Consider the following 22,030-nt stretch of genomic DNA (forward strand, 5'->3'; position numbering starts at 1 on the left):
GACAAGACTACCAATTGCAGGCAAGCCTGAGAAACTCAAACCTCCTCCTTCTCCACCCATTTGAAGGCGGCAGACGGCACATACTGCTCCATCCGGTCGAGCAGGGTCGCCGGCTCGGTATCGGTGATCGCCATGGCGCGGTGGTTCTGCTTGAGGAACCCGGCCTCGACCGTGTTGTCGAGGAAGCTCGCGAGCGGGTCGTAGAAGCCGGCGATGTTGAGGAAGGCCAGCGGCTTGGTGTGGATGCCGAGCTGGCCCCAGGTCCAGACCTCGAACAACTCCTCGAAGGTGCCGATGCCGCCGGGCATGGCGATGAAGCCGTCCGAGAGCTCGGCCATCCGCGCCTTGCGGGTGTGCATGGTATCAACCACTTCGAGTTCGCTCAGCCCGTTATGGCCGATCTCCTTCTCGCGGAGCGCGCGCGGGATGATGCCATGCACCCTGCCGCCCGCCGCCAGCGCCGCATTGGCGACGATGCCCATCAGGCCGACGGCGCCGCCGCCATAGACCAGCGTCAGTCCGCGCTTCGCGATCTCGACGCCCATTGCGGTGGCGCCGGCCGCGTAGACCGGATCATTGCCGGGATTCGAACCGCAGAAGACACAGACCGATTTCATGCGCCGAGAACCTGCAGGATGCGGGCCCAGGAACGCTGGCCCTTGTGGAAGGAGGAGAGATCATACTTCTCATTCGGCGAATGCACGCGGTCGTCGTCGAGGCCGAAGCCGACGAGCAGCGTGTCCATGCCGAGGAGGCTCTTGAAATCGGCCGCCACGGGGATCGAGCCGCCGGAGCCGATCGTGATGGCCTTGCGGCCCCATTCCTCGGTCAGCGCGGCCTGCGCCTTGAGCAGGGCCGGCGAATCGACGGGTACCGCGATGGCCGGCGAGGCGCCATGGGCGATGAATTCGGCGCTGATGTCGTCCGGCAGGCGCTCGCGCACGAATTGCTGGAAGGCGGCGGCGATCTTGTGCGGGTCCTGCTTGCCGACGAGGCGGAAGGAGACCTTGGCCGAGGCTTTTGAGGCGATCACCGTCTTGGTGCCCTCGCCGGTATAGCCGCCCCAGATGCCGTTGACGTCGCAGGTCGGGCGCGACTGGATCTGCTCCAGCAGCATGCGGCCCTTCTCGCCGATCGAGTGCTTGAGGCCGATCTGGCCGAGGAACTCGGCCTCGGTCAGCCCGAGATCGGCCCAATCGGCCTTTTGCGAATTGGTCGGCTCCTCGACGCCGTCATAGAAGCCGGGGATCGTGATCCGGCCGGTCTCGTCCTTGAACTGCGCGATGATGCCGGCGAGCACATGGATCGGGTTCGCCGCCGCGCCGCCGAACAGGCCGGAATGCAGGTCGCGGTCGGCGCAGGTGATCGTGACTTCCTGATAGACCATGCCGCGCAGCGAGGCGGTGATCGCCGGGGTCTCGCGGTCCCACATGCCGGTGTCGCAGATCAGCGCGAGATCGGCCTTCAGCTCCTCGGCGTTGGCCTTGACGAAACCGGGCAGGTTGGCCGAGCCCGACTCCTCCTCGCCCTCGACGATGATGGTGAGGCTGACCGGCAGGTCGCCGGTCTCGGCCAGCGTCGCGCGCAGGGCCTCGACGAACGTCATGACCTGGCCCTTGTCGTCGCAGGCGCCGCGGCCGGTGATGACCTTGCGGCCGGGCGCGATCTCCTTGACCACCGGCTTGAACGGATCGTCCACCCAGAGGTTCAGCGGATCGACCGGCTGGACGTCGTAATGGCCGTAGAACAGCACATGCGGCGCGCCGGGCTTGCGGCGATGCGCCAGCACGACCGGCTGGCCGCCGGTCTCGCGCAGCGAGGCTTCGAAGCCGAGCGATTCGAGATCGGCCCGCAGCCATTCCGCCGCGCGGCGGGTGTCGGCGTTATAGGCCGGGTCGGTCCCGATCGAGGGGATTTCGATCCAGGTCGACAGGCGCGCCAGCGACGCATCGAGATCGGCGTCGAGCCGGGAGAGGATCGCGGGAAGCTTGGACATGGCACTGGCTCTCGATAGGCGTTCGGGGAAAAGCTGATTCAGGTGGCGTCATCATGACAAGGGCAACGGGCGGCGTCAGCCTGCCGCAACGCATGGGGGTTGTGCGACAGGCCGTCATTCTCGGGCGGAGCGCAGCACAGACCCGAGAATCTCCTGCCGGACAAAGCTCCGCCTCCAGAGAGGCTCAGGTCAAGCCCGAGCATGACGCGCGGGTCAGCGCTTCCCGCCCATCATCGAGCCCAACACCCCGCGCAGGATCGCCGTCCCCACCTGCCGGCCGATCGAGGTCGCGGCCGAGCGGGCGGCGGAGGTGATGATCTTCTCGGTCATGCTTTGCGGCAAGGGCCCGCCGCGGCTGCCCGGCCCCGTCTTCGGCCGCGCACCGCCACTGCCGCCGCCGATCGCATCCTCGAGCCAGCCGCCGATCGTGCCCATCAGGCCGCCGCCGCTATCGCCGCCCTCCGTGGAGGCCTCGACCGGCGAGCCGTCGCCGTTCAGGCCCTTGCGCTTCATCAGCTCCTCATAGGCCGAGTCACGATCGATCATCGTGTCGTATTTGCCCTTGAAGCCGGAATTGGTCAGGCACTGCGCCCGCTCCTGCGGCGAGACCGGGCCGACCTGTGCCATGGGCGGGGCGATTTGGGTGCGCTCGACGATGGTCGGCGTGCCCTTGCCTTCCAGCGTCGAGGTCAGCGCCTCGCCGACGGCGAGCTGGGTGATCGCCTCCTCGGTGCTGAACTTGGGGTTCTGGCGAAAAGTCTCGGCGGCGGCGCGCACGGCCTTCTGGTCGCGCGGGGTGAAGGCGCGCAGCGCGTGCTGGACGCGGTTGCCGAGCTGGGCCAGCACGGTATCGGGAATGTCGAGCGGGTTCTGCGTGACGAAATAGACGCCGACGCCCTTGGAGCGGATCAGCCGCACGACCTGCTCGACCGCGGTCAGCAGCACCTTGGGCGCGCCGTTGAAGAGCAGATGCGCCTCGTCGAAGAAGAAGACCAGCTTCGGCTTGTCGAGATCGCCGACCTCGGGCAGCTGCTCGAACAGCTCCGAGAGCAGCCAGAGCAGGAAGGTGGCGTAGAGCCGCGGGTTCGACATCAGCTTGTCGGCAGCCATGATGTTGACGATGCCGCGCCCGTCGCGGTCGGTGCGCATCAGGTCGCTGATCTCGAGCGCCGGCTCGCCGAAGAACAGGTCGCCCTTCTGGTTCTCCAGCACGAGCAACGCGCGCTGGATGGTGCCGACCGACTGGGCGGTGACGTTGCCGTATTTGGTGGTCAGCTCCTGCGCGTTCTCGGCGATGAAGGCGAGGATGGCGCGCAGATCCTTCAGGTCTAGCAGCAGCAGCTTCTGCTCGTCGGCGATGCGGAAGGCGATGTTGAGCACGCCCTCCTGCGTGTCGTTGAGGTCGAGCAGGCGCGAGAGCAGCAGCGGTCCCATTTCGGAGATGGTGGCGCGCACCGGGTGGCCCTGCTCGCCGAAGACGTCCCAGAACACGGTGGTGAACTGGTCCGGCTCGTACTTGATGCCGAGCTCCTTGGCGCGGGCGACGAAGGGCGGCTTGGAATCGCCGGGCGCCGCGATGCCGGAGAGATCGCCCTTGATGTCGGCGGCGAAGACCGGGACGCCGTTGCGGGCAAAACCCTCGGCCAGCACCTGCAGGGTCACGGTCTTGCCGGTGCCGGTCGCGCCGGTGATCAGGCCGTGGCGGTTGGCGAGCTTGAGCAGGAGGTTCTCTTCCTTCCAGCTCTTGCCGATCAGGATCGTGCCGTCATCCGCCAAGGAAACCGTCTGCGCCATGAGAACCGCCTATGCTGTCATCGATTTGCCAGGGGCAAGGGTGTAGCGAAACCGGCCAGCTGGCGGAAGCCCGGACCCGGCTTGATTTAGATCGTAAACATGTAAACTATCGCCCGCATCCGCGCCCGGCGCGCCATCAAGAAGGACGAAACCGATGGATGAACTGATCTCCCGCATCATGGCGGCCTCGGGGCTCGATGACGGCCTTGCCCGCAAGGCGATCGGCATCATCCTCGCCTTCCTGCAAAAAGAAGGCCCGCAAGCCGAGATCGGCCAGCTGATGGCGGCGCTGCCCGGCGCGCAGGAACTCGCCGACTCGGCCAATGGCGGCAGCGGCGGCCTGATGGGCATGGTCGGCGGGCTCATGGGCGGTGGCGGCGGCGTGATGGCGCTCGGCGGCCAGCTGATGAGCGCCGGCCTGTCGATGGGCCAGATCCAGTCGGTCTCGAAGGAGATGTTCGCAGTCGGCCGCGAGAAGGCGGGCGAGGACGCGATGGGCGCCATCGTCGGCGCGATTCCGGGACTGGGGCAGTTTGTTTGAGCGGGCAGTGCCCTGGCTCGCCAAATCAAAGCCGCCCGAAATGGGCGGCTTTTCTATTAGGCAGAGCAGTTTCCGCAGCTCTCGCCGTCATTGCGAGCGCAGCGAAGCAACCCAGGGGGACTGGGCGGAGCGAGACCTCCTGGGTTGCTTCGCTGCGCTCGCAATGACGGTGGGGATCGTCGCGCTCAGATTATCCCTTATCCGCGCTCTTTGTAATCAGCCCTCGTGAAACAATACGATTTCAGCAACGCGCCGTCGTGCCTGATGTCACCGACAAATCTCATGCCGATTTTCTCTGCAACCCGGACAGATGCGAGATTGCCCGGATTGATATCGGCAACGATTTCAGGCAGTCCAATTTTATCAAAGGAGTGCCTGACAAAAGGCAACGCCGCCTCTGTTGCATACCCCTTCCCCCAAGCCAGCCTGTTCAAACGCCAACCGATCTCGACTTTTGGCCCGATGCCATCGTAGGGAATCAATAATACCCATCCAAGAAATTGCTTCGAATCAGTTTTGTTGAAGATGGACCAGTAACCAAGCCCATCTCCGAAATTCACCTGTATCCGATCCCTGAGAAAGCGTTCATGACTGGCTGAATCGCCCCATGGTACCGCGATATGCTTTATGACTTCGGGATCGCGGTCCATAGCCAAGCAGGCGTCGAAATCCGACATGGTCCGTGGTCGGATCGACAGACGCTCGGTCTCGAAGGCCGGCAACATCATTGGCTCTCCCCGAGGACGAGTATCGCCGTCACGGCGCTTCGTCCGCAAGAGGTCGAGAGCTGCCTGCCCGACAGGTCTCCGGCTTGTCTTTCTGGTGCGGCCTCGCGTTTGCGCACGCCCCTTAAGACGAACTAGGGATGGCGGTGCGTTCGCGCGCATGGCAATCAGCGTCTCGCGACTGCACAATGGCCGAAAGAGGAGCGTCAGCGCGCATGGGTTCCGCCTCGGCATCCGATCTTCCCTATCTCGACGCCTTTCCGCAGCCGGACTTGGGCCATTGGCGCGCCGCCGTCGAGAAGGTGCTGAAGGGCGCGGATTTCGAGAAGCGCCTCGTCGGCAGGACCGCCGACGGCATCCGCATCGAGCCGCTCTACCCCGCCGCGACACCGGCACAGCGGCCGAGCCGGGCCGAAACGGGGCGCTGGCACGTCACCGCCAGGCTCGATCATCCCGATCCCGCCGAGGCGCAGACGCTGGCGCTGGCCGATCTCGAAGGCGGCGCGGATTCGCTGGCGCTGAGCTTTGCCGGCGCGCGCGCCGCTCGCGGCTACGGCCTCGTCGCGGATGATGTCGCGGCACTCGACGCCGCGCTCGACGGCGTGATGCTCGACCTGATCCGGGTGCGGCTCGACCCCACGCCAGAGGGCCGCATCAACGCGCTGCTGCTCGCCGCCCTGATCGAAAAGCGCGGCCTTGCGCCCGCGACCACCACGATCGATTTCGGGCTCGACCCGATCGGCACTCTCGCCAGCACCGGCGATCTCTCTGCCTCGTGGGCCGAGGTCGGCCGCCGCCTCGCGGAAACCATTGCGGCGCTGAAGACGCGCGGCTTCATCGGCCCCTTCATCACGGTCGACAGCCGCCCCTATCACGAGGCCGGGGCCAGCGAGGCGCAGGAGCTCGGCGCCGCCATGGCGACGGCCATCGCCTATCTGCGCGCACTCGAAGCCAACGGCATGGCGCTCGCCGAGGCGCGCGACGCCATCTCCTTCACGCTCGTCGCGGATACCGACGAGTTCCTGACCATCGCAAAATTCCGCGCTGCGCGCCTGCTCTGGCAGCGCGTGCAGGAGGCCTGCGGGCTCGAACCCAAGCCGATGGCGCTGCATGCCGAGACGGCCTGGCGCTCGCTGACCAGACGCGATCCCTGGGTCAACCTGCTGCGCGCGACGATCGCGACCTTCTCGGCCGGGATCGGCGGGGCGGATTCGCTGACCGTCCTGCCCTTCACCGCGGCGCTCGGCCTGCCCGACGCCTTCGCCCGCCGCAGCGCCCGCAACACCCAGCTCGTGCTGCTGGAAGAGGCCAGTCTCTGGCGCGTCGCCGACCCTGCCGCCGGCGCAGGCGGCTTCGAGGCCTTGACCAAAGCGCTTTGCGAGCAGGGCTGGAGCAAGCTGCAGGACCTGGAGCGCGAGACCGCCGACGGCCTGACCGGCATCGTCGCCGCGCTGGTCAACGGCCATGTCCCGGCCGGCCTCGCCCGCCAGCGCGAGGCGCGCGCCAAAGCCATCGCCACCCGTCGCGAGCCGATCACCGGCACGAGCGAGTTCCCCAATCTGACAGAAGCGCCGGTCAGCGTTCTCGACGTCGCGTCGGTGCAGCGCGCGAAGCTGAGGGGAAGCGCCAAGGCCAGCGAGCAGAAGCAGGCCGATCTCATCGGCCGGCTCGCACAAGGCGGGACGCGCGCCGAGGCCTTGGTCATGCCGGAGCCCGGCATCAAGACCGAGGCGCTCCCCTCCGTCCGGCTCGCCGAGCCGTTCGAAGCCCTGCGCGGTAAGGCCGATGCAGCCACGGTCAAACATGGCCAACGCCCGCAGGTCTTCCTGGCAACGCTCGGCCCGATCGCCGATTTCACCGCCCGCGCCGGCTTTGCCCGCAACCTGCTCGAGGCTGGCGGATTGGCCGCACCGAGCCATGACGGCTTTGCCAAGGATGGCGCAACCGACATCGCCGCGCTCGTCGGGGCCTACAAGGCGTCCGGGGCAAAGCTCGCCTGCTTGTGCGGCTCGGATGCCGGCTATGCCGCGGAGGGCGTCGCAGCCGCACAAGCGCTTGCCGCGGCAGGCGCGACGATCTGGCTCGCCGGCAAGCCCGGCGATCTCGAAGCCGCGCTGAACAATGCCGGGGTGACCTCGTTCATCCAGGCGGGAGGCGACGCGGTCGCCGCACTGCAGGCCGCATTTGTCGCACGCGAATTGCACGAATAGCGCAAATTTGCTATGAGCATCGAAAAGCAATGGGTGGTTCAAGCGCTGAACCACATCGTCGAGCAGGAGCTTGCGGCACTGCCTCCAGATATTCGGGCGCGGTTTGCCCGCTTCACTCAGGTGATCCGGGAGGATGGCCTCCATGCCTTACCGTTCGGTTGGGTCAAGCCTCTCGGCGACAAACTCTGGGAATTCAGGCTAACCGGACGCGATGGCATTGCACGAGCGATCTACATCGCCGCCAGCGGGCGGCGCGTCGTCATCGTGCGGGCCTTTATCAAGAAAACCGAGAAGACGCCAAAACGCGAACTCGATCTGGCCCGCGAACGCGCGAAGGACGTGACATGAGGGATATTCGCGAATGGCTCGCTGAGCAGATGCAGGACCCCGAGTTCAAGCGCGAATACGACGCGCTTGAAGAGGAATTCGCCCTGCTCACCTCCCTGATCCGCGCCCGCACACGGGCCGGCCTCACGCAGGAAGAACTGGCAGACCGCATGGGAACGACGCAATCCGTGATCGCCCGGCTCGAAAGCGGCCGGGGCAAGCCCTCAACGCGCACCCTTGAGCGCTATGCCAAGGCGACGGGCACGAAGCTGCGCATCACGCTGGAAGCCGCCGAGTGACGAGCACGCACCCCATCGCCCTCACCATCGCCGGCTCGGATTCGAGCGGCGGCGCCGGCATCCAGGCCGATCTCAAGACCTTTGCGGCGCATCAGGTCTATGGCGCCAGCGTCATCGTCGCGCTGACGGCGCAGAACACGATGGGCGTGACCGCCATCCACGCCGCGCCGGCCGATTTCGTCACACAGCAGATCGATGCGGTCTTCTCCGATCTCGACGTCGCCGCGGTGAAGATCGGCATGCTCGCCACGGTCGACGTCATCAGGACGGTGGCCGCCGGGCTGAAGCGCCACAAGGCCCGCAACATCGTGCTCGACCCGGTGATGGTCGCGGCCTCGGGCTCGCGGCTGCTGGAGGAGAATGCGGTCGAGGCGATCAGGACCGAGCTCTTCCCGCTGGCGACCCTGATCACGCCGAACCTGCCGGAGGCCGCCGCCCTCCTCGGCACCAGCATGGCCGAGACCGACGATGCCATAGACGAGCAGGCGGAGAAGCTCATGGCACTCGGCGCGGCGAACGTCCTGATCAAGGGCGGCCACGGCACCGGCGACACCAGCACCGACCTTCTGCTGCTCGCGGGCGGCGCGCGCCAGCGCTTCAGCGCGCCGCGCTACCAGACGCGCAACACCCATGGCACCGGCTGCACCTTGTCCTCGGCCATCGCGGCCGGCCTCGCCAAGGGCCTCGATCTGCCCGAGGCGGTCGGGCATGCGAAGACCTACATCACGGCTGCGATTGCCGCCGCCGATCAGGTTCCGGTTGGCCACGGCCACGGACCGGTGCATCATTTCCACCATTGGTGGGACAGGAGCGACGGGAGCAAGCCATGACCGCGATCCCGGATTTCACGACGCTGGCCTTCGATGCTGGCAGCTCTGCGAGCGCCGCACCGTCAGCAGCAGGCGAGCCGTGGTTGACGCCGGAAGGCATCCCGGTGAAGCCGCTCTACACGGCCGCGGACCGCGACGGCCTGCCCTTCGTCGATAGCCTGCCCGGCATCGCGCCTTATCTGCGCGGTCCCTACCCGACCATGTACGTCAACCAGCCCTGGACGATCCGGCAGTACGCCGGCTTCTCCACGGCCGAGGATTCGAACGCCTTCTACCGGCGCAACCTCGCCGCGGGACAGAAGGGCCTCTCCGTCGCCTTCGACCTCGCCACCCATCGCGGCTATGACAGCGATCATCCGCGCGTCGGCGGCGATGTCGGCATGGCCGGGGTCGCGATCGACTCGATCTACGACATGCGCACGCTGTTCTCCGGCATCCCGCTCGACCAGATGAGCGTCTCGATGACGATGAACGGCGCGGTGCTGCCGGTGCTGGCGCTCTACATCGTCGCGGCGGAAGAACAGGGCGTACCGGCGGCAAAACTCTCGGGGACCATCCAGAACGACATCCTCAAGGAGTTCATGGTCCGCAACACCTATATCTATCCGCCCACGCCCTCGATGCGGATCATCGGCGACATCTTCGCCTATACCTCGGCCAACATGCCGAAATTCAACTCGATCTCGATCTCCGGCTACCACATGCAGGAGGCCGGGGCGACGCAGGACCTCGAGCTCGGCTACACGCTCGCCGATGGCGTCGAGTATATCCGCGCCGGCCAGCGCGCGGGCCTGGGCGTCGACGTCTTCGCACCGCGGCTCTCGTTCTTCTGGGCCATCGGCATGAACTTCTTTATGGAGGTGGCGAAGCTCAGGGCGGCCCGGCTGATCTGGGCGAAGCTGGTCAAGGATTTCGGCGCACAGAACGAGAAATCCCTGCCCCTGCGCACGCATTGCCAGACCTCCGGCTGGTCGCTGACGGCGCAGGACGTGTTCAACAACGTGCCGCGCACCATGATCGAGGCGATGGCGGCAACGCAAGGGCACACCCAGTCGCTGCACACCAACGCGCTCGACGAGGCGCTGGCACTGCCGACCGACTTCTCCGCCCGCATCGCCCGCAACACCCAGATCCTGCTGCAGCAGGAGAGCGGCACAACGCGGATCATCGATCCCTGGGGCGGCTCCTATTATGTCGAACGCCTCACGGCCGAGTTGGCAGCCAAAGCCTGGGCGCATATCACCGAAGTCGAAGCGCTCGGCGGCATGGCCAAGGCGATCGAGGCCGGCATCCCGAAGCTGCGCATCGAGGAGGCCGCCGCCAAGACCCAGGCCCGCATCGACGGCAACCAGCAGGCGATCGTCGGCGTCAACATCTTCAAGCCGACGAACGAGGCCTCGATCGACGTGCTCAAGGTCGACAATGCCTCGGTGCGCAGCCAGCAGCTCGACAAGCTGCGGCGCCTCAGGGCCGAGCGCGTTGAGGCCGATGTCCAGGCCGCGCTGACGGCGCTGACCAATGGTGCGGCCGGCGACGCCAACCTGCTCGATCTCGCGGTGAAGGCGGCGCGGGCCAAGGCCACGGTCGGCGAGATCTCGCTGGCGATGGAAAAGGTCTTCGGACGCCACCGGGCCGAGATCAAGGCGATCTCCGGCGTCTACAAGCGGGAGGTCGGCACGATGAACCCGGCAGTCACACGCGTGCAGATGATGACGCAAGCGTTCGAGGAGGCCGATGGGCGCCGCCCGCGCATCCTCGTCGCCAAGATGGGCCAGGACGGGCATGACCGCGGCCAGAAGGTCATCGCCTCCGCCTTCGCCGATCTCGGCTTCGACGTCGATATCGGGCCACTCTTCGCGACACCGGACGAGGCGGCGCGGCAGGCGGTGGAGAACGACGTCCACATCGTCGGCGTCTCCTCGCTCGCAGCGGGCCATCTGACACTGGTGCCGGAGCTGAAGGGTGCGCTGGCCAAGGCTGGCCGCCCCGACATCATGATCGTTGTCGGCGGCGTGATCCCGCCGCAGGATTTCGAGGCCCTGATCGAAGCCGGCGCGAGCGCGATCTTCCCGCCGGGCACGGTCATCGCCGACGCAGCGGAGAAGCTGCTGGAGGACCTGAACGCCCGGCTGGGCTATGTGCAGCGGACGGCGGCGGAGTGATGTGGTAGGCTTGCCGCGAGAATTTCGATCGTCGGTTGCCTTGCCATGTTGAGCCAGGATGAACTCAAGCGACGCATTCTGACCATGCGGCCGGAATTGCGGGCGCGTGGCGTCAGCCACATGGCGCTCTTCGGCTCGCGCGCGCGCGGCGATGCGCGAGATGACAGCGACGTCGACCTGATGATCGATGTCGATAATCCGCGCTTTTCATTGATCGATCTCGTCGGCGTCGAGCAAGATTTGTCGGAGCATCTCGGGCTGCCGGTGCAGGTCACCATGCGCCGGAGCCTGTCCGAGAGGCTGGCGCGGGCCACGCGGAACGAGCGCATCGAGCTGTTCTGATGACTGCGACGTTCGGAGATCGCGTCACCCACATCAAGGAAGCGATCGGCAATATCCGCCTGCTGCGCAGCCGCGCCGCGGATGAGAAAATCAAGAACGACCCGGTTTTGCGGGCGGCGCTGGAGCGCTTCTTCGAGATCATCAGCGAAGCGAGCCGTTACGTCCCCGAGGAGCGGCGATTGGCCTACCCGCATATTCCGTGGAAGCAGATCGCGGGTATCGGCAACTTCTTGCGCCACGCCTATGACGGCATCGACATCGACGTGCTGATCAATGCGGCGGGCGCCGATCTGGATTTGCTCGAATGCGCCATCGACGACATGACGGCGGGTGAAGGTCCCCAAACTTAGAGCCTCGGACCGAAAAGTGGAATCCGGCTTTCGAAAAAATCGGATGCAATAACAAAGGCCTAGATCGCCACTTTGCGTCCGGTAGGACGCACGGCGATCTAAGACGCCGGCCAAGCCATGCGCAGCGGACGGCGGCGGAGTAGCCGCCGTCGCGCAGGATGGGCTCAGCGCCAGCCGTAGCGCTCGCGCATGACCGGCGGCGGGGCGCGGAAGCCGTAGCCGTCATTGTAGCGGCGCCACTGGCGCTGGCCCCAATAGCCATGGGACACGGGCGGCGGCGGTGGGCGGAAGCCGTAGGCGGGGCGCTGATAGCCGTAGCCGTAGCGGCCGTCATAGGCCTCGGACGAGCCGGCGAAGCTGAGCGTGGCCAGCCCGAGCGCGGCGGCGCCGATGGCGAGCTTGGCCAGACGGTGGGTGGCGGAGATGCGGAACATGGTTCCCGTCCTGTTGCTGGGCCGGGAGCATCCCGGCCTGGCAAGGACATTCGCATCACGGCGCTGAACGGGACTTGAGGGCGACGTTCAGCCCTGGTTTATCGATCGCTCAATTGCTCCCGCTTCATCAGCAGCGAAGCCGAGATCACCACGACTGCCGCCGTGACGATCATGATGGTGCAGGCGGCGTTGATCTCCGGCGTGACGCCACGCTTCACCGCCGAATAGAGCCGGATCGGCAAGGTCGCTGCGCCCGAGCCACCGGCAAAGGTCGCGACGACGAGGTCGTCGAGCGAGAGCGCGAAGGCCAGCATCCAGGCGGCGGCGATGGCAGGCCAGATCAGCGGCAGGGTCACGGTCCAGAAGGTGACGAAGGGCGTCGCACCGAGGTCCTGCGCCGCCTCCTCCAGCGAGCGGTCGAAGCCCATCAGCCGCGATTGCACGACGATGCAGGCGAAGCCGAGGCCGAAGGTGGCGTGCGCGGCGGCGATGGTCCAGAAGCCGCGTTCGACATCCAGGGCGATGAAGAGCAGCAGCAGCGACAGGCCGGTGATCACCTCCGGCATCACCAGCGGCGCCAGCACCATGCCGGAAAACAAGGTACGCCCGCGGAAGGCGCCGTAGCGCGTCAGCGCCAAGGCGGCGAGCGTGCCGAGCGCGGTCGCCGCCGTCGCCGAGACCAGCGCCAGTCGCAGGCTGGTCCAGGCGGCGTCGAGCAGCGCCTCGTTGCCCATCAACGCGCCATACCAATGCGTGGAGAAGCCGCCCCAGACCGCGACCAGCCGCGAGGCATTGAAGGAATAGGCGACCAGCACCAGGATCGGCAGGTAGAGGAAGGCGAAGCCAAAGACGAGCGCCAGGATCAGGCCGGGACCGAGCCGCTTCATGCCGCCCTCTCCCGCGCCACACGCGCCCGCTGCAACAGCACCAGCGGCAACACCAGCACGACGAGCAGCGCGATCGCGATCGCCGAAGCCAGCGGCCAGTCACGGTTCGAGAAGACCTCGTTCCAGATCACGCCGCCGATCATCAGCGTATCCGGACCGCCGAGCAGGTCGGGAATGACGAACTCGCTGACGCAGGGAATGAAGACCAGCGCCGCGCCAGCGAGGATTCCCGGCAGCGACAAGGGCAGCGTCACGGTCAGGAAGGCGGTGAGCGGCGTCGCGCCGAGATCGGCCGCGGCCTCCAGCAGCGAGCGGTCGAATTTCTGCAAGCTGGCGAAGAGCGGCAACACCATGAAAGGCAGGTAGGAGTAGACCATGCCGATCAGCACGGCCGCCTCGGTGTTGAGCAGGCGCAGCGGCTCATCCGTGAGACCGAGCCCCATCAGCAGCTTGTCGAGCGGCCCCTCGGGCCCAAGGATGCCCATCCAGGCGTAGACGCGGATCAGGAACGAGGTCCAGAACGGCAATACGACGAAGACGAGCAGCGCGCCCTGCCAGCGCTTCGGCGCCACCGCCATGGCGTACGCCAGCGGATAGCCGATCAGGAGCGCGAAGAGCGTGGTCAGCGCGGCGATGCGCAGCGAGTAGAGATAGCTCGCGCCATAGAGCGAGTCGCCGGAGAGCACGTCGTCGAGCAGCGTCTTGAAGTTGCCGAGGTCGAGCCCCGACAGGAACTCGCCGAGCTTCGAAAAGCCCTCGAAATGCGGCTGGTAGGGCGGCACGGCGCTCGCCACCTCCGAGAGCGCGATGCGCAGCACGATCGCGAAGGGCGCCAGGAAGAACAGCATCAGCCAGAGATAGGGCAAGGCGACGACGAGGCGCCTTGCCGTCGCGCCGCGCCCGCTCATGGCGGCAGCACCAGCCCGGCCTCGACATCCCAGGAGAGCCAGACCTTGTCCTCCCAGGCGAAAGGCCGGGCGATCCGCCGGGTGCGGTTGGCGAGCGCGACCTTGAGCAATTGCCCGCCCTCGCCGCCGACCATGACCTGCACCATGGTGAAATCGCCGAGATAGCCGATGTCCCAGATCTCGCCCGCGACCTTGTTGACGCCCTGCCCCGGCTCGTCATGCGAGAGCGTGATCTTCTCGGGGCGCAGGCCGACGAAGATCGCCTCGCCCGGCTTCAGCGACGGCGCCTCCTCGTCGAGTTCGACCGTGCCGGCTGTGGCGCTCTCGACCGTGACGAGATCGCCCGCGACCGAGGCGACGCGCCCCTCGATGATATTGATGTCGCCAACGAACTCCGCGACGTAGCGCGTCGCCGGCGCCTCATAGATCACGTCGGGCGGGCCGATCTGGACGAGCTTGCCATGGGACATCACCGCCATGCGGTCGGCCATGGTCATCGCTTCGTCCTGGTCGTGGGTGACGACCATGAAGGTGAGGCCGAGCTCGCTTTGCAGGTCCATCAGCTCGAACTGGGTCGCTTCGCGCAGCTTGCGGTCGAGCGCCGCCATCGGCTCGTCGAGCAGCAGGAGCTTGGGCCGCTTGGCGAGCGAGCGGGCGAGTGCGACGCGCTGGCGCTGACCGCCGGAGAGCTGGTCCGGCCGGCGCTTGCCGAGCCCATCGAGCTTCACCAGCGCCAGCATTTCCTCGACCCGCCGGGTGATCTCGGGCTTGGGCAAGCCCTCGCGCCTGAGGCCATAGGCGACGTTGTCGGCGACGCTGAGATGCGGGAACAGCGCGTAGGACTGGAACATCATGTTGATAGGCCGCCGATGCGGCGGGACCTTGGTGATGTCGACGCCGTCGAGCAGGATCTCGCCGGCATCCGGCGTCTCGAACCCGGCCAGCATGCGCATAAGCGTGGTCTTGCCGCAGCCTGACGGCCCGAGCAGTGCGAAGAACTCGCGCGGGTAGAGCGAAAGCGAGAGATCATCGACCGCTGTCACGTTGCCGAAGCGCTTCACGACATTGCGGAAGCTGACTAGCGGCTTGGCCGCCGGATCGTTCCAGGGCTGGAAGGCGCGGCGCACGCTGCCCGGCGAGGCCTTGCGCGCCGGCACCGCCCCCGTCCGCGCCGCCTCGCTCACTTGCCCGTCTTCACGCGCGTCCACAGCCGGTTCACCAGCCTCTGCGTCTTCTGGTCATAGGGCGTGATCGTATAGAGCCGGCTCATCACCGCATCCGGCGGATAGATGCCGGGATTGTCGCGCACGGCGGCCGAGAGCAGCGGCTTCGAGGCGATGTTGCCGTTGGCGTACTGGATGAAGTCCGAGTTCTTCGCCGCCATGGCCGGCCGGTTGACGAAGTCGATGAACTGCAGGGCCGCATCGGGATTAGCCGCGTCCTTCGGGATGACGAAGGAATCGAACCACATCAGCGCGCCCTCCTTCGGGATGGAATAGGCGATCTCGACCTTGTTCTTGGCCTCCTCGGCGCGCTTCTTGGCCTGGAGTATGTCGCCGGAATAGCCGACCGCGAGGCAGATATCGCCGTTGGCGAGCGCGTTGATGTATTCCGACGAGTGAAACTTCTGGATGTTCGGCCGCATCTTGCGCAGCAGCTCGGCCGCCTTGTTGAGGTCGGCCTCGTTCTTCGAGTCAGGGTTCAGGCCGAGATAGCGCAGCGCCGCCGGGAACATCTCCTCGACCGCGTCGAGCACGTGCACGCCGCAATTCGAGAGCTTCTTCAGCTTCTCGGCATCGAACAGGATGCTCCAGGAATCGATCACCGCGTCGGGGCCGAGCCGCTCCTTGATCTTGGCGACGTTGTAGCCGATCCCGGTGGTGCCCCACATGTAGTTCACGGCGTATTTGTTGCCGGGATCGTACTTGGCTAGGCGCTGCTGGATCTCGGGCCAGGCGTTCTTGAGGTTGGGCACCTTGGCGGCGTCGATCGGCGCGTAGAGGCCAAGCGGGATATGGCGCGGCAGGAAGGAGGCGGTGACGACGATCAGGTCGTAGCCGGTCTTGCCGGCGAGCAGCTTGGTCTCGACAGTCTCCATCTGGTCGAACGTGTCGTAGACGACGGTAATGCCGGTCTCCTTCTTGAAGGCGTCGAGCACCTCCGGATCGACATAGTCGGACCAGTTGTAGATGCGCAGTTCCTTGTTCTGCGCCTCAGCCGGTGCTCCCACGATCAAAGCCCACCCCAGCGCCGCGGCCGCAGCCAGGCCCTTCAAGCCTCGTCCAACCCTAGCCAATCTGCCCCTCCACCGAAGACCCTGAGTCTGCCGCAGCGGCGGCACGCTATCAGCTTGCCCGGTAGCCTCAACCACCTTTTCGTGAAGCGCGGGCCGGCGCCGCCACCTTGCGATGCAACAAGCCGGCCAGATATCCTGCCGCGATGCGCCACGCCCGCCGTTTCCTGCTGCTGTTCTCGCTGTTCTTCCTGCTGCCGGTCGCGACCCATGCGGCGTGGTGGTACTGGCAGCCGCTTGCGCCGGACTGGCGTCGGGCCGACTGGTCGAGCGCGCATTTGCTGCCTGCCGCCACGATCGAGCCGGAGGCCACGATCCACGTCTTCGCGGCCCGCGTCGGGCGCTGGCGCGGCATCTTCGCGCATCATTCCTGGGTGGTGGTGAAGGAGGCCAATGCCACGGCCTATACGCGCTTCGACGTGGTCGGCTGGGGCAACCCGGTGCGCGTCAACCATCGCGAGGCGGATGGGCGCTGGTTCGGCAACGTGCCGGAGCTGGTCGCGCAGGTGAAGGGACCGGCTGCCGAAGCGCTGATCCCGCGCATCCGCGCTGCGGTGAAGAGCTATTCCTATAACAGCTACGGCACCTATTCGGCCTGGCCGGGGCCGAACTCGAACAGCTTCGTCCAGCACGTCCTGGCCGAGGTGCCGGAACTGCACCGCGCCCTGCCGCCGACCGCGATCGGCAAGGACTGGCGCGATGACGGGCTCTTCGCCGGGCTGACGCCGAGCCGCACCGGCATCCAGGCCTCGCTCTTCGGCGTGGCCGGCGTGACGCTCGGCTGGGTCGAGGGCGTCGAGATCAACCTGCTCGGGCTGGTCGCCGGGCTCGACATCCGCGAGCCGGCGCTGAAGCTGCCGGGCTGGGGGCGGGTGGGAATCTAGGGATCACGGGCCGCGCCGAACCCCCTTGAGGCGACGCTCGGCGGAGGCCAATTTCACGAGGGTTGCGACCTTTGTCATGGTTGCCCGACTCAAGCTGCCAATGGCGGTCGGCGACGCTAGGTCGAAGAGCTCGTCGGACGCGGCAACGTTGTATTCGTCCACGATCAGCCAGGTCGGAAAATCCAGTCCCGTACGCCTGCATTCGAATTGGCCGATCGGCAACGAGAGGCGATCGGATCCCGGCTGCTTGCTCGTCAGAGGAAAGAGATAAAGCAGAGCCGGATTGCTCGGCGTGCGGACAACGAGGCAGACCGGCCTGTCTTTTCGGCCACTCTCCTCGCCGTCCTCGACCTGATGCGACCAGAGATAGTAGAAGCGCAGGATATCTCCCTGCTCAAACATCGTCTTTAGCGTCCAGGATCGCGTCGATTCCCTTCATCAGGCCGGCATGAATATCGTCCGGCGCATTCTCGATCGTGTAAGCCTGCGTCTTTCCAACCAATCGCCGGTAAAGCTCGGCGTTGATGATCACCAACTTTTCCTTGCCGTGCTTGGTCAGGGCGACCGGCTCGATCATGGCGGCATCCATCACCGCGCCGGAGAGCCGGTTCAGATCGGAAAATCGAAACTGCTTCATGGCCGACCCCAATGCTAAATTACGTATTATACGTATAATACGTAATGCCTTGCAATCAAGCAAGGGGCAATCGCGACGAAAGCCCTCACACCGCGTCGAAGGCCTGCGCCAGATCCGAGATCAGATCCTCGATGTTCTCGATCCCCACCGAAATCCGGATCAGCGCATCCGTCAGCCCGATCTCCTCGCGCAGCTCGCGCGCCACGCCGGAATGGGTCATTGCGGCGGGATGCGAGACCAGCGTCTCGGTGCCGCCGAGGCTGACCGCGAGCTTCATGATCTGGAGGTTGTCGAGCACCGCGAAAGCCTCCTTCTCGCCGCCCTTGACGTCGAAGGAGAAGGTCGAGCCCGGCGCCGTGCACTGCCGGTCGAAGACGGGCTTACGCGGGTCGCCATCCTTGAGGTCGCCGAGATAGTGCAGCTTGGCGACCTTGGGGTGGCCGGCGAGATAGTCCGCCACCAAGCGCGCGTTCTCGTTGGCGCGGCTCATGCGGATGTCGAGCGTCTCGAGCGAGCGCATCAGCATCCAGCAGGAATTCGGGTCGAGCTGCGTGCCGAGCGAGCTGCGCCAGCCCTTGACCTGCTTGACCAGAGCGTCCTTGCCGCTGATCGAGCCGCCGACGAGGTCGCTATGGCCGCCGACATATTTGGTCAGCGAGAGCAGCGAGAGATCGGCGCCGTGCTTCAGCGGCTTCTGGAATTTCGGGCCGAGCATGGTGTTGTCGACCACGACCGGCGGGCGATGGCCCTGCGACTTCTCCAGCTCATCGGCGATTGCGGCGCAGGCGACGAGATCGACGAGGCCGTTGGTCGGGTTGGCCGGCGTCTCGACCAGGATCATGCCGACCCGGCCCTTGGCGGCGGCGGCCTTGGCGGTCTCGCGCATCTGCGCGATGTCGACGCCGTCGGTGAAGCCGAAGGGCGTGACGCCAAAGGCGCCCATCTGGTTCTTCAGCAGCGTCTCGGTGCCGCCATAGAGCGGGCGGCTATGGATCACGGTGTCGCCGGGGCGCAGGAAGGCGAAGCAGGTCGTGGCGATCGCGGCCATGCCGCTGGCGAAGACGGCGCAGCGCTCGGCCTCGTCCCAGATCGCGAGGCGATCCTCCAGGATCTCCATGTTGGGGTGGTTGAAGCGCGAATAGACCAGGCCCGACTTCTCGCCCGGCTTGAGCTGGCGGCGGCCGGAGGTCAGGTCGAAGAAGTCCTTGCCCTGCTGGGCGTTCTCGAAGACGAAGGTCGAGGTCAGGAATACCGGCGGCTTGAGCGAGCCCTCCGACATGGCCGGCGAGTAGCCGTAGCCCATCATCAGCGTCTCGGGATGCAGCTTGCGATTGGCGATGCGGTCCTTGTGGTAGTTGTCCTCGCTCATCGCGATCTCCCCTTTGCCTGCTCTTGCCCCGCCTGGAAGGCGCTGGACGACAGGTTAGGCCGATCCCGACGGCATTGCATGACCGATCACGATCGTCGTAGAGGCTCGTTGTGCAGCTTTCTGCTCAAACGCCCGCACTGAGGAGCAGCCTATGCTCGATACGACCGACCGCCGCATGCTCGCCCTCCTGCAGGAGGATGGCCGCATCACCAACCAGGACCTGTCGCAGAAGATCGGGCTGTCGCCGACGCCCTGCCTGCGCCGGCTGAAGCGCCTGGAGGAGAGCGGCGTGATCCAGGGCTATTCGGCGATCGTCGACCCCAAGGCCTATGGCCTGCCCTTCAGCGTCTTCGTCTCGATCCGGCTGTCTCAGCAGACGCAGGACAACATCGCCGAGTTCGAGAAGGCGGTCGAAAGCTGGAACGAGGTGGCCGAGTGCTACCTGATGACCGGCTCGCAGGACTACCTGCTGCGCGTGCTGACCGACGGGATCGAGGGCTATGAGCGCTTCCTGAAGCAGAAGATCACGCGGCTGAAATGCATCCAGTCGGTCGAGTCGAACTTCGCCCTCGGCACGATCAAGAAGCGCATCGGCCTGCCGCCGATCTGACCAACGCCAGAATACCTCAGCCCTCATCCTGAGGAGCCGCTTTGGCGGCGTCTCGAAGGATGAGGGCTGTGGCTCCAGTATGAGGGCGTGGTTCCAGTGGCCCTAACCGCCGGCGCGCTCGACCGCCCGCGCCACGACCTGCGTGACGCCGCTATTCGACAGGAACAGGCTGTGCCGCAGCACGCTCCAGCCGCGGCCCGAGGTGTCGGCGACGCGGACGCCGAGCGCTTCCAGCCGCGAGCGCTCGGCCGAACCGGCGCGCGCGATGCCGCCGGCGATGCGCGAGGAGATCGCCAGCGCCCGGTCGCCGGGATCGACGATCAGGGTCATGCGCTGCGCCAGCGAGCCGAGCTTGGTCACCGTCTGCTCGAAGGCGTCGATGTCGACATCGGGCGAGGCGAGCACGATGGCGCCGAGATGGGCGGCGACCTCCGGCGTATCCCTGAGCTCCCGCAGCGCCTCCAGCGTCAGGAACGAGCCCATCGAATGGGCGACGAGGTGGATGCGGCCTACGGTCGGGTTCGCAGCCAGCGCCCGCAGCGTCTGCACGAGGCCATCGCGCGACCAGAGCGCGCTTTCGCGATCATAGCCGTAGCCCCAGAGGCTGGCGCTCGACGGCCAGGTGAAGAGCGCCGTGCGGCCCTGGAAATGCAGCGCGTGCGAGAGCTGTCCGGCATTGGTCGCGGCGGATTCGAAGGTCTCGTTGAAGCCGTGGATGTAGAGCAGCACGTCGCGGCCGGTGACCGCCTCGGCAAAGCGCTGCGCCGGACTGCTCGACGTCTCCTTGACCATTCCGAGCACGGCCCAGTCGCCACTCACGGTCGAGGCTACCTGGCCGACGATGCCGCGCCCGGGCGGCGACAGGCGCATCTCGGCGAAGGTCAGGCCGGAGCCGCGCTCCGAACCGAAGAAGGGGCTGCGGTCGCCGACGGGCTTGCGCGTCGTCGCGACCAGTAGGATCGGCTCCTTGCCGAGCGCCGAGGCATCGGCCCGGGTCGGTTCCTCGAAGGGCGAGACGGCAGCCTCGGTCTGCGCGCAGGCGGCGAGCGCGAGCGACATCAGCGGGGCGAGCAGGACAAAGCGACGGGACGGCATTGGGTGCGGGATTCGGATCGGAATGAGGAACTGCCCTTAAGGCGGGCGCAACGCGGCCAGAATGCGGCACCGGCAAAGCAAATTTACGAAGCCCGGCGAGCGTGTCCTGGCGGCAACGCTCGCCGCTGCCGGCAGAGCGCGCTATTTGACGCCGCCGACGATCGCGGCAGGCGCGGTCACGACCAGTTCCATCGTGCCGCCGACGGTCCCCATCACGCCGCCGGCGATGTCGCCGAGCCGGTCGCCGAAGCCCGGCCCGCGCGTCGCGATCCCCCTGTCGGCCTGGAGACGCTTGCCGATCAGCGCGACCACCTTGGGCGAGGCGGCGAACTTGCCGTGGTTGAGCGAATCGCTGGTCGAGACGTCGGACAGGTCGATCAGGTCGACGCCGAGCTTCTCGAGGTCGGCGATGTCCTGCTTGTCGTTGGCGGAGAGCGCGCCGAGGCGGATCTTGCCGCCGGCGAAGCGGCGCGAGAAGTCGAGCGCGCGGTCATCGGCCGAGACGAAGACCGTGACCGGGCGCTTGATCGTGCGCATCTGCATCTTGAACACGTCGAGATCGACGTCGGGCGCCGCCAGCATGACGTTGCGCAGCTTGCCGCCGAAGCTGCCATCGCCGCGGATCGCCGCCTGGCGCAAGGTCTCCAGCGTCAGCAGCGTCCCCATCGAATGCGCCAGGATGTCCATCCTGCCGGCGCCGATATCCTTCGAGATCGCCCTGAGGTTCATCTCGAGGAAGTCGCGCGAGTAGAAGGTGCTCTCGCGGTCATAGGGATAGGCGAGCAGTTCGGCGCGCGACGGCCAGGTGAACAGCACCGGCACGCCCTTGAAGCCGGAATCGTAGACGATCTGGGCGAAGCGATAGGCGGCGTCGGCGAAATTGGTGTTGTAGCCGTGGACGAAGACGAGCACGTCGCGCTCATTCGCCGGGCGCCGCGCCACGTCCCTGCGGACATCGGCCAGGATGACCGGGGGCTCCATGCGCTGAACCGAGCTCACGGCGAAATGCTTGGCCGGGTTGGCGCTGCTATAGCTGTCCGGCAGCTCGAGCTCGCCGGATTTGTGGCCGCGCGGGACGGTGATGTCGACCTTGGCGAAGGACAGCTTGAGCCCGCGCTCGCCGGTGAAATATTGCGGCTCATCGGCCGGGTCGCGCGTGGTCGCGACGTAGATGGTGACCTTGCCCTCGACCTCGTCGGAGGTGATCGTGCTGAGCGCCAAGGTTCGCGGCGGCCCACCGCAAGCGCCAAGCGCGAGCGGGGCCAGCAACGCCATCACCAAACGAAACTGAAACGCCGTGCGCCACATGGAGTATCTCGTCTCACCTAAGAAGACGA

At 66.4% G+C, this 22,030-nt stretch carries 24 protein-coding genes; 10 read left to right on the forward strand and 14 right to left on the reverse strand.

Translation table 11 applies throughout. From position 1 onward, the window contains the following. Positions 1 to 35: 35 nt before the first annotated feature. The 3 genes from DWF00_RS06475 to DWF00_RS06485 all read right to left on the reverse strand — a co-directional run bounded on the left by DWF00_RS06475 (position 36) and on the right by DWF00_RS06485 (position 3,790). On the reverse strand, positions 36 to 617 hold the full coding sequence (locus DWF00_RS06475; RefSeq protein ID WP_114830616.1) for an LOG family protein: 582 nt from the start codon (positions 615 to 617) through the stop codon (positions 36 to 38). After that, positions 614 to 1,996, reverse strand: coding sequence for a M20/M25/M40 family metallo-hydrolase (locus tag DWF00_RS06480; RefSeq protein ID WP_114830617.1), 1,383 nt, complete (start codon positions 1,994 to 1,996; stop codon positions 614 to 616). The genes DWF00_RS06475 and DWF00_RS06480 overlap by 4 nt, the downstream gene beginning before the upstream one ends. A 213-nt stretch (positions 1,997 to 2,209) precedes the next feature. Further along, positions 2,210 to 3,790 (reverse strand): helicase HerA-like domain-containing protein, encoded by a 1,581-nt coding sequence (locus DWF00_RS06485; RefSeq protein ID WP_114830618.1) that lies wholly within the window; start codon positions 3,788 to 3,790, stop codon positions 2,210 to 2,212. 154 nt (positions 3,791 to 3,944) lie between these two features. On the opposite strand from DWF00_RS06485, the gene DWF00_RS06490 reads away from it, so the two are divergent. Continuing rightward, positions 3,945 to 4,331: a DUF2267 domain-containing protein gene (locus DWF00_RS06490; RefSeq protein WP_114830619.1), complete on the forward strand. Its 387-nt coding sequence runs from the start codon at positions 3,945 to 3,947 to the stop codon at positions 4,329 to 4,331. Between the two features lie 197 nt (positions 4,332 to 4,528). Here DWF00_RS06490 and DWF00_RS06495 read toward each other — a convergent pair whose 3' ends face one another. Next, positions 4,529 to 5,059 carry a GNAT family N-acetyltransferase gene (locus DWF00_RS06495; RefSeq protein WP_245973767.1) on the reverse strand — a complete coding sequence of 177 codons (531 nt, stop codon included), beginning with the start codon at positions 5,057 to 5,059 and terminating at the stop codon, positions 4,529 to 4,531. Between the two features lie 212 nt (positions 5,060 to 5,271). Here DWF00_RS06495 and DWF00_RS06500 point away from each other — a divergent pair, with 212 nt between their 5' ends. From DWF00_RS06500 to DWF00_RS06530, 7 genes are all read left to right on the forward strand, one after another. Next, complete coding sequence (locus DWF00_RS06500; protein ID WP_114830620.1) at positions 5,272 to 7,266, forward strand: methylmalonyl-CoA mutase subunit beta; 1,995 nt, start codon at positions 5,272 to 5,274, stop codon at positions 7,264 to 7,266. A gap of 12 nt (positions 7,267 to 7,278) precedes the next feature. After that, entirely contained in the window at positions 7,279 to 7,614 is a 336-nt protein-coding gene (locus DWF00_RS06505) for a type II toxin-antitoxin system RelE/ParE family toxin (protein WP_114830621.1), read from the forward strand. Continuing rightward, complete coding sequence (locus tag DWF00_RS06510) at positions 7,611 to 7,892, forward strand: helix-turn-helix domain-containing protein (protein WP_114830622.1); 282 nt, start codon at positions 7,611 to 7,613, stop codon at positions 7,890 to 7,892. Before DWF00_RS06505 ends, DWF00_RS06510 begins: the two co-directional genes overlap by 4 nt. Further along, positions 7,889 to 8,722, forward strand: a complete 834-nt coding sequence (thiD, locus tag DWF00_RS06515) for a bifunctional hydroxymethylpyrimidine kinase/phosphomethylpyrimidine kinase (RefSeq protein WP_210207904.1) — start codon at positions 7,889 to 7,891, stop codon at positions 8,720 to 8,722. Before DWF00_RS06510 ends, thiD begins: the two co-directional genes overlap by 4 nt. Beyond that, positions 8,719 to 10,884, forward strand: a complete 2,166-nt coding sequence (gene scpA / locus DWF00_RS06520) for a methylmalonyl-CoA mutase (protein WP_114830623.1) — start codon at positions 8,719 to 8,721, stop codon at positions 10,882 to 10,884. Before thiD ends, scpA begins: the two co-directional genes overlap by 4 nt. A gap of 84 nt (positions 10,885 to 10,968) precedes the next feature. Further along, on the forward strand, positions 10,969 to 11,226 hold the full coding sequence (locus DWF00_RS06525; protein ID WP_114830718.1) for a nucleotidyltransferase family protein: 258 nt from the start codon (positions 10,969 to 10,971) through the stop codon (positions 11,224 to 11,226). Continuing rightward, positions 11,226 to 11,576: a HepT-like ribonuclease domain-containing protein gene (locus DWF00_RS06530; RefSeq protein WP_114830624.1), complete on the forward strand. Its 351-nt coding sequence runs from the start codon at positions 11,226 to 11,228 to the stop codon at positions 11,574 to 11,576. The genes DWF00_RS06525 and DWF00_RS06530 overlap by 1 nt, the downstream gene beginning before the upstream one ends. Before the next feature lie 164 nt (positions 11,577 to 11,740). Here DWF00_RS06530 and DWF00_RS06535 read toward each other — a convergent pair whose 3' ends face one another. The 5 genes from DWF00_RS06535 to DWF00_RS06555 all read right to left on the reverse strand — a co-directional run bounded on the left by DWF00_RS06535 (position 11,741) and on the right by DWF00_RS06555 (position 16,101). Then, positions 11,741 to 12,010 (reverse strand): hypothetical protein, encoded by a 270-nt coding sequence (locus tag DWF00_RS06535; RefSeq protein WP_114830625.1) that lies wholly within the window; start codon positions 12,008 to 12,010, stop codon positions 11,741 to 11,743. A gap of 98 nt (positions 12,011 to 12,108) precedes the next feature. Next, on the reverse strand, positions 12,109 to 12,897 hold the full coding sequence (locus tag DWF00_RS06540; RefSeq protein WP_114830626.1) for an ABC transporter permease: 789 nt from the start codon (positions 12,895 to 12,897) through the stop codon (positions 12,109 to 12,111). Continuing rightward, positions 12,894 to 13,805, reverse strand: a complete 912-nt coding sequence (locus DWF00_RS06545) for an ABC transporter permease (RefSeq protein WP_114830627.1) — start codon at positions 13,803 to 13,805, stop codon at positions 12,894 to 12,896. Before DWF00_RS06545 ends, DWF00_RS06540 begins: the two co-directional genes overlap by 4 nt. Further along, complete coding sequence (locus DWF00_RS06550; protein ID WP_114830719.1) at positions 13,802 to 14,962, reverse strand: ABC transporter ATP-binding protein; 1,161 nt, start codon at positions 14,960 to 14,962, stop codon at positions 13,802 to 13,804. The genes DWF00_RS06545 and DWF00_RS06550 overlap by 4 nt, the downstream gene beginning before the upstream one ends. Before the next feature lie 23 nt (positions 14,963 to 14,985). Continuing rightward, positions 14,986 to 16,101: a polyamine ABC transporter substrate-binding protein gene (locus DWF00_RS06555; protein ID WP_114830628.1), complete on the reverse strand. Its 1,116-nt coding sequence runs from the start codon at positions 16,099 to 16,101 to the stop codon at positions 14,986 to 14,988. Positions 16,102 to 16,244: 143 nt separating this feature from the next. On the opposite strand from DWF00_RS06555, the gene DWF00_RS06560 reads away from it, so the two are divergent. Beyond that, positions 16,245 to 16,982 (forward strand): DUF3750 domain-containing protein, encoded by a 738-nt coding sequence (locus DWF00_RS06560; protein ID WP_114830629.1) that lies wholly within the window; start codon positions 16,245 to 16,247, stop codon positions 16,980 to 16,982. A gap of 3 nt (positions 16,983 to 16,985) precedes the next feature. On the opposite strand, the gene DWF00_RS06565 is transcribed toward DWF00_RS06560, so the two are convergent. From DWF00_RS06565 to DWF00_RS06575, 3 genes are all read right to left on the reverse strand, one after another. Beyond that, entirely contained in the window at positions 16,986 to 17,384 is a 399-nt protein-coding gene (locus tag DWF00_RS06565) for a hypothetical protein (protein WP_114830630.1), read from the reverse strand. Next, a complete protein-coding gene (locus DWF00_RS06570) occupies positions 17,377 to 17,619 on the reverse strand; it encodes a type II toxin-antitoxin system prevent-host-death family antitoxin (RefSeq protein WP_114830631.1) in 243 nt (80 codons plus the stop codon). Before DWF00_RS06570 ends, DWF00_RS06565 begins: the two co-directional genes overlap by 8 nt. A gap of 85 nt (positions 17,620 to 17,704) precedes the next feature. Next, positions 17,705 to 18,988 (reverse strand): cystathionine gamma-synthase family protein, encoded by a 1,284-nt coding sequence (locus tag DWF00_RS06575; protein WP_114830632.1) that lies wholly within the window; start codon positions 18,986 to 18,988, stop codon positions 17,705 to 17,707. Between the two features lie 151 nt (positions 18,989 to 19,139). Here DWF00_RS06575 and DWF00_RS06580 point away from each other — a divergent pair, with 151 nt between their 5' ends. Continuing rightward, on the forward strand, positions 19,140 to 19,598 hold the full coding sequence (locus DWF00_RS06580; protein ID WP_114830633.1) for an Lrp/AsnC family transcriptional regulator: 459 nt from the start codon (positions 19,140 to 19,142) through the stop codon (positions 19,596 to 19,598). A 102-nt stretch (positions 19,599 to 19,700) separates the two neighbouring features. Here DWF00_RS06580 and DWF00_RS06585 read toward each other — a convergent pair whose 3' ends face one another. Beyond that, the gene (locus DWF00_RS06585) at positions 19,701 to 20,693 is read right to left on the reverse strand and encodes an alpha/beta hydrolase (RefSeq protein WP_114830634.1); all 993 of its coding nucleotides are present in this window, start codon (positions 20,691 to 20,693) and stop codon (positions 19,701 to 19,703) included. A 141-nt stretch (positions 20,694 to 20,834) separates the two neighbouring features. Beyond that, a complete protein-coding gene (locus tag DWF00_RS06590) occupies positions 20,835 to 22,001 on the reverse strand; it encodes an alpha/beta hydrolase (protein WP_114830635.1) in 1,167 nt (388 codons plus the stop codon). Positions 22,002 to 22,030 lie beyond the last annotated feature (29 nt).

The organism is Allobosea caraganae, from assembly GCF_003351345.1.
Classification (GTDB): Bacteria; Pseudomonadota; Alphaproteobacteria; order Rhizobiales; family Beijerinckiaceae; genus Allobosea; species Allobosea caraganae.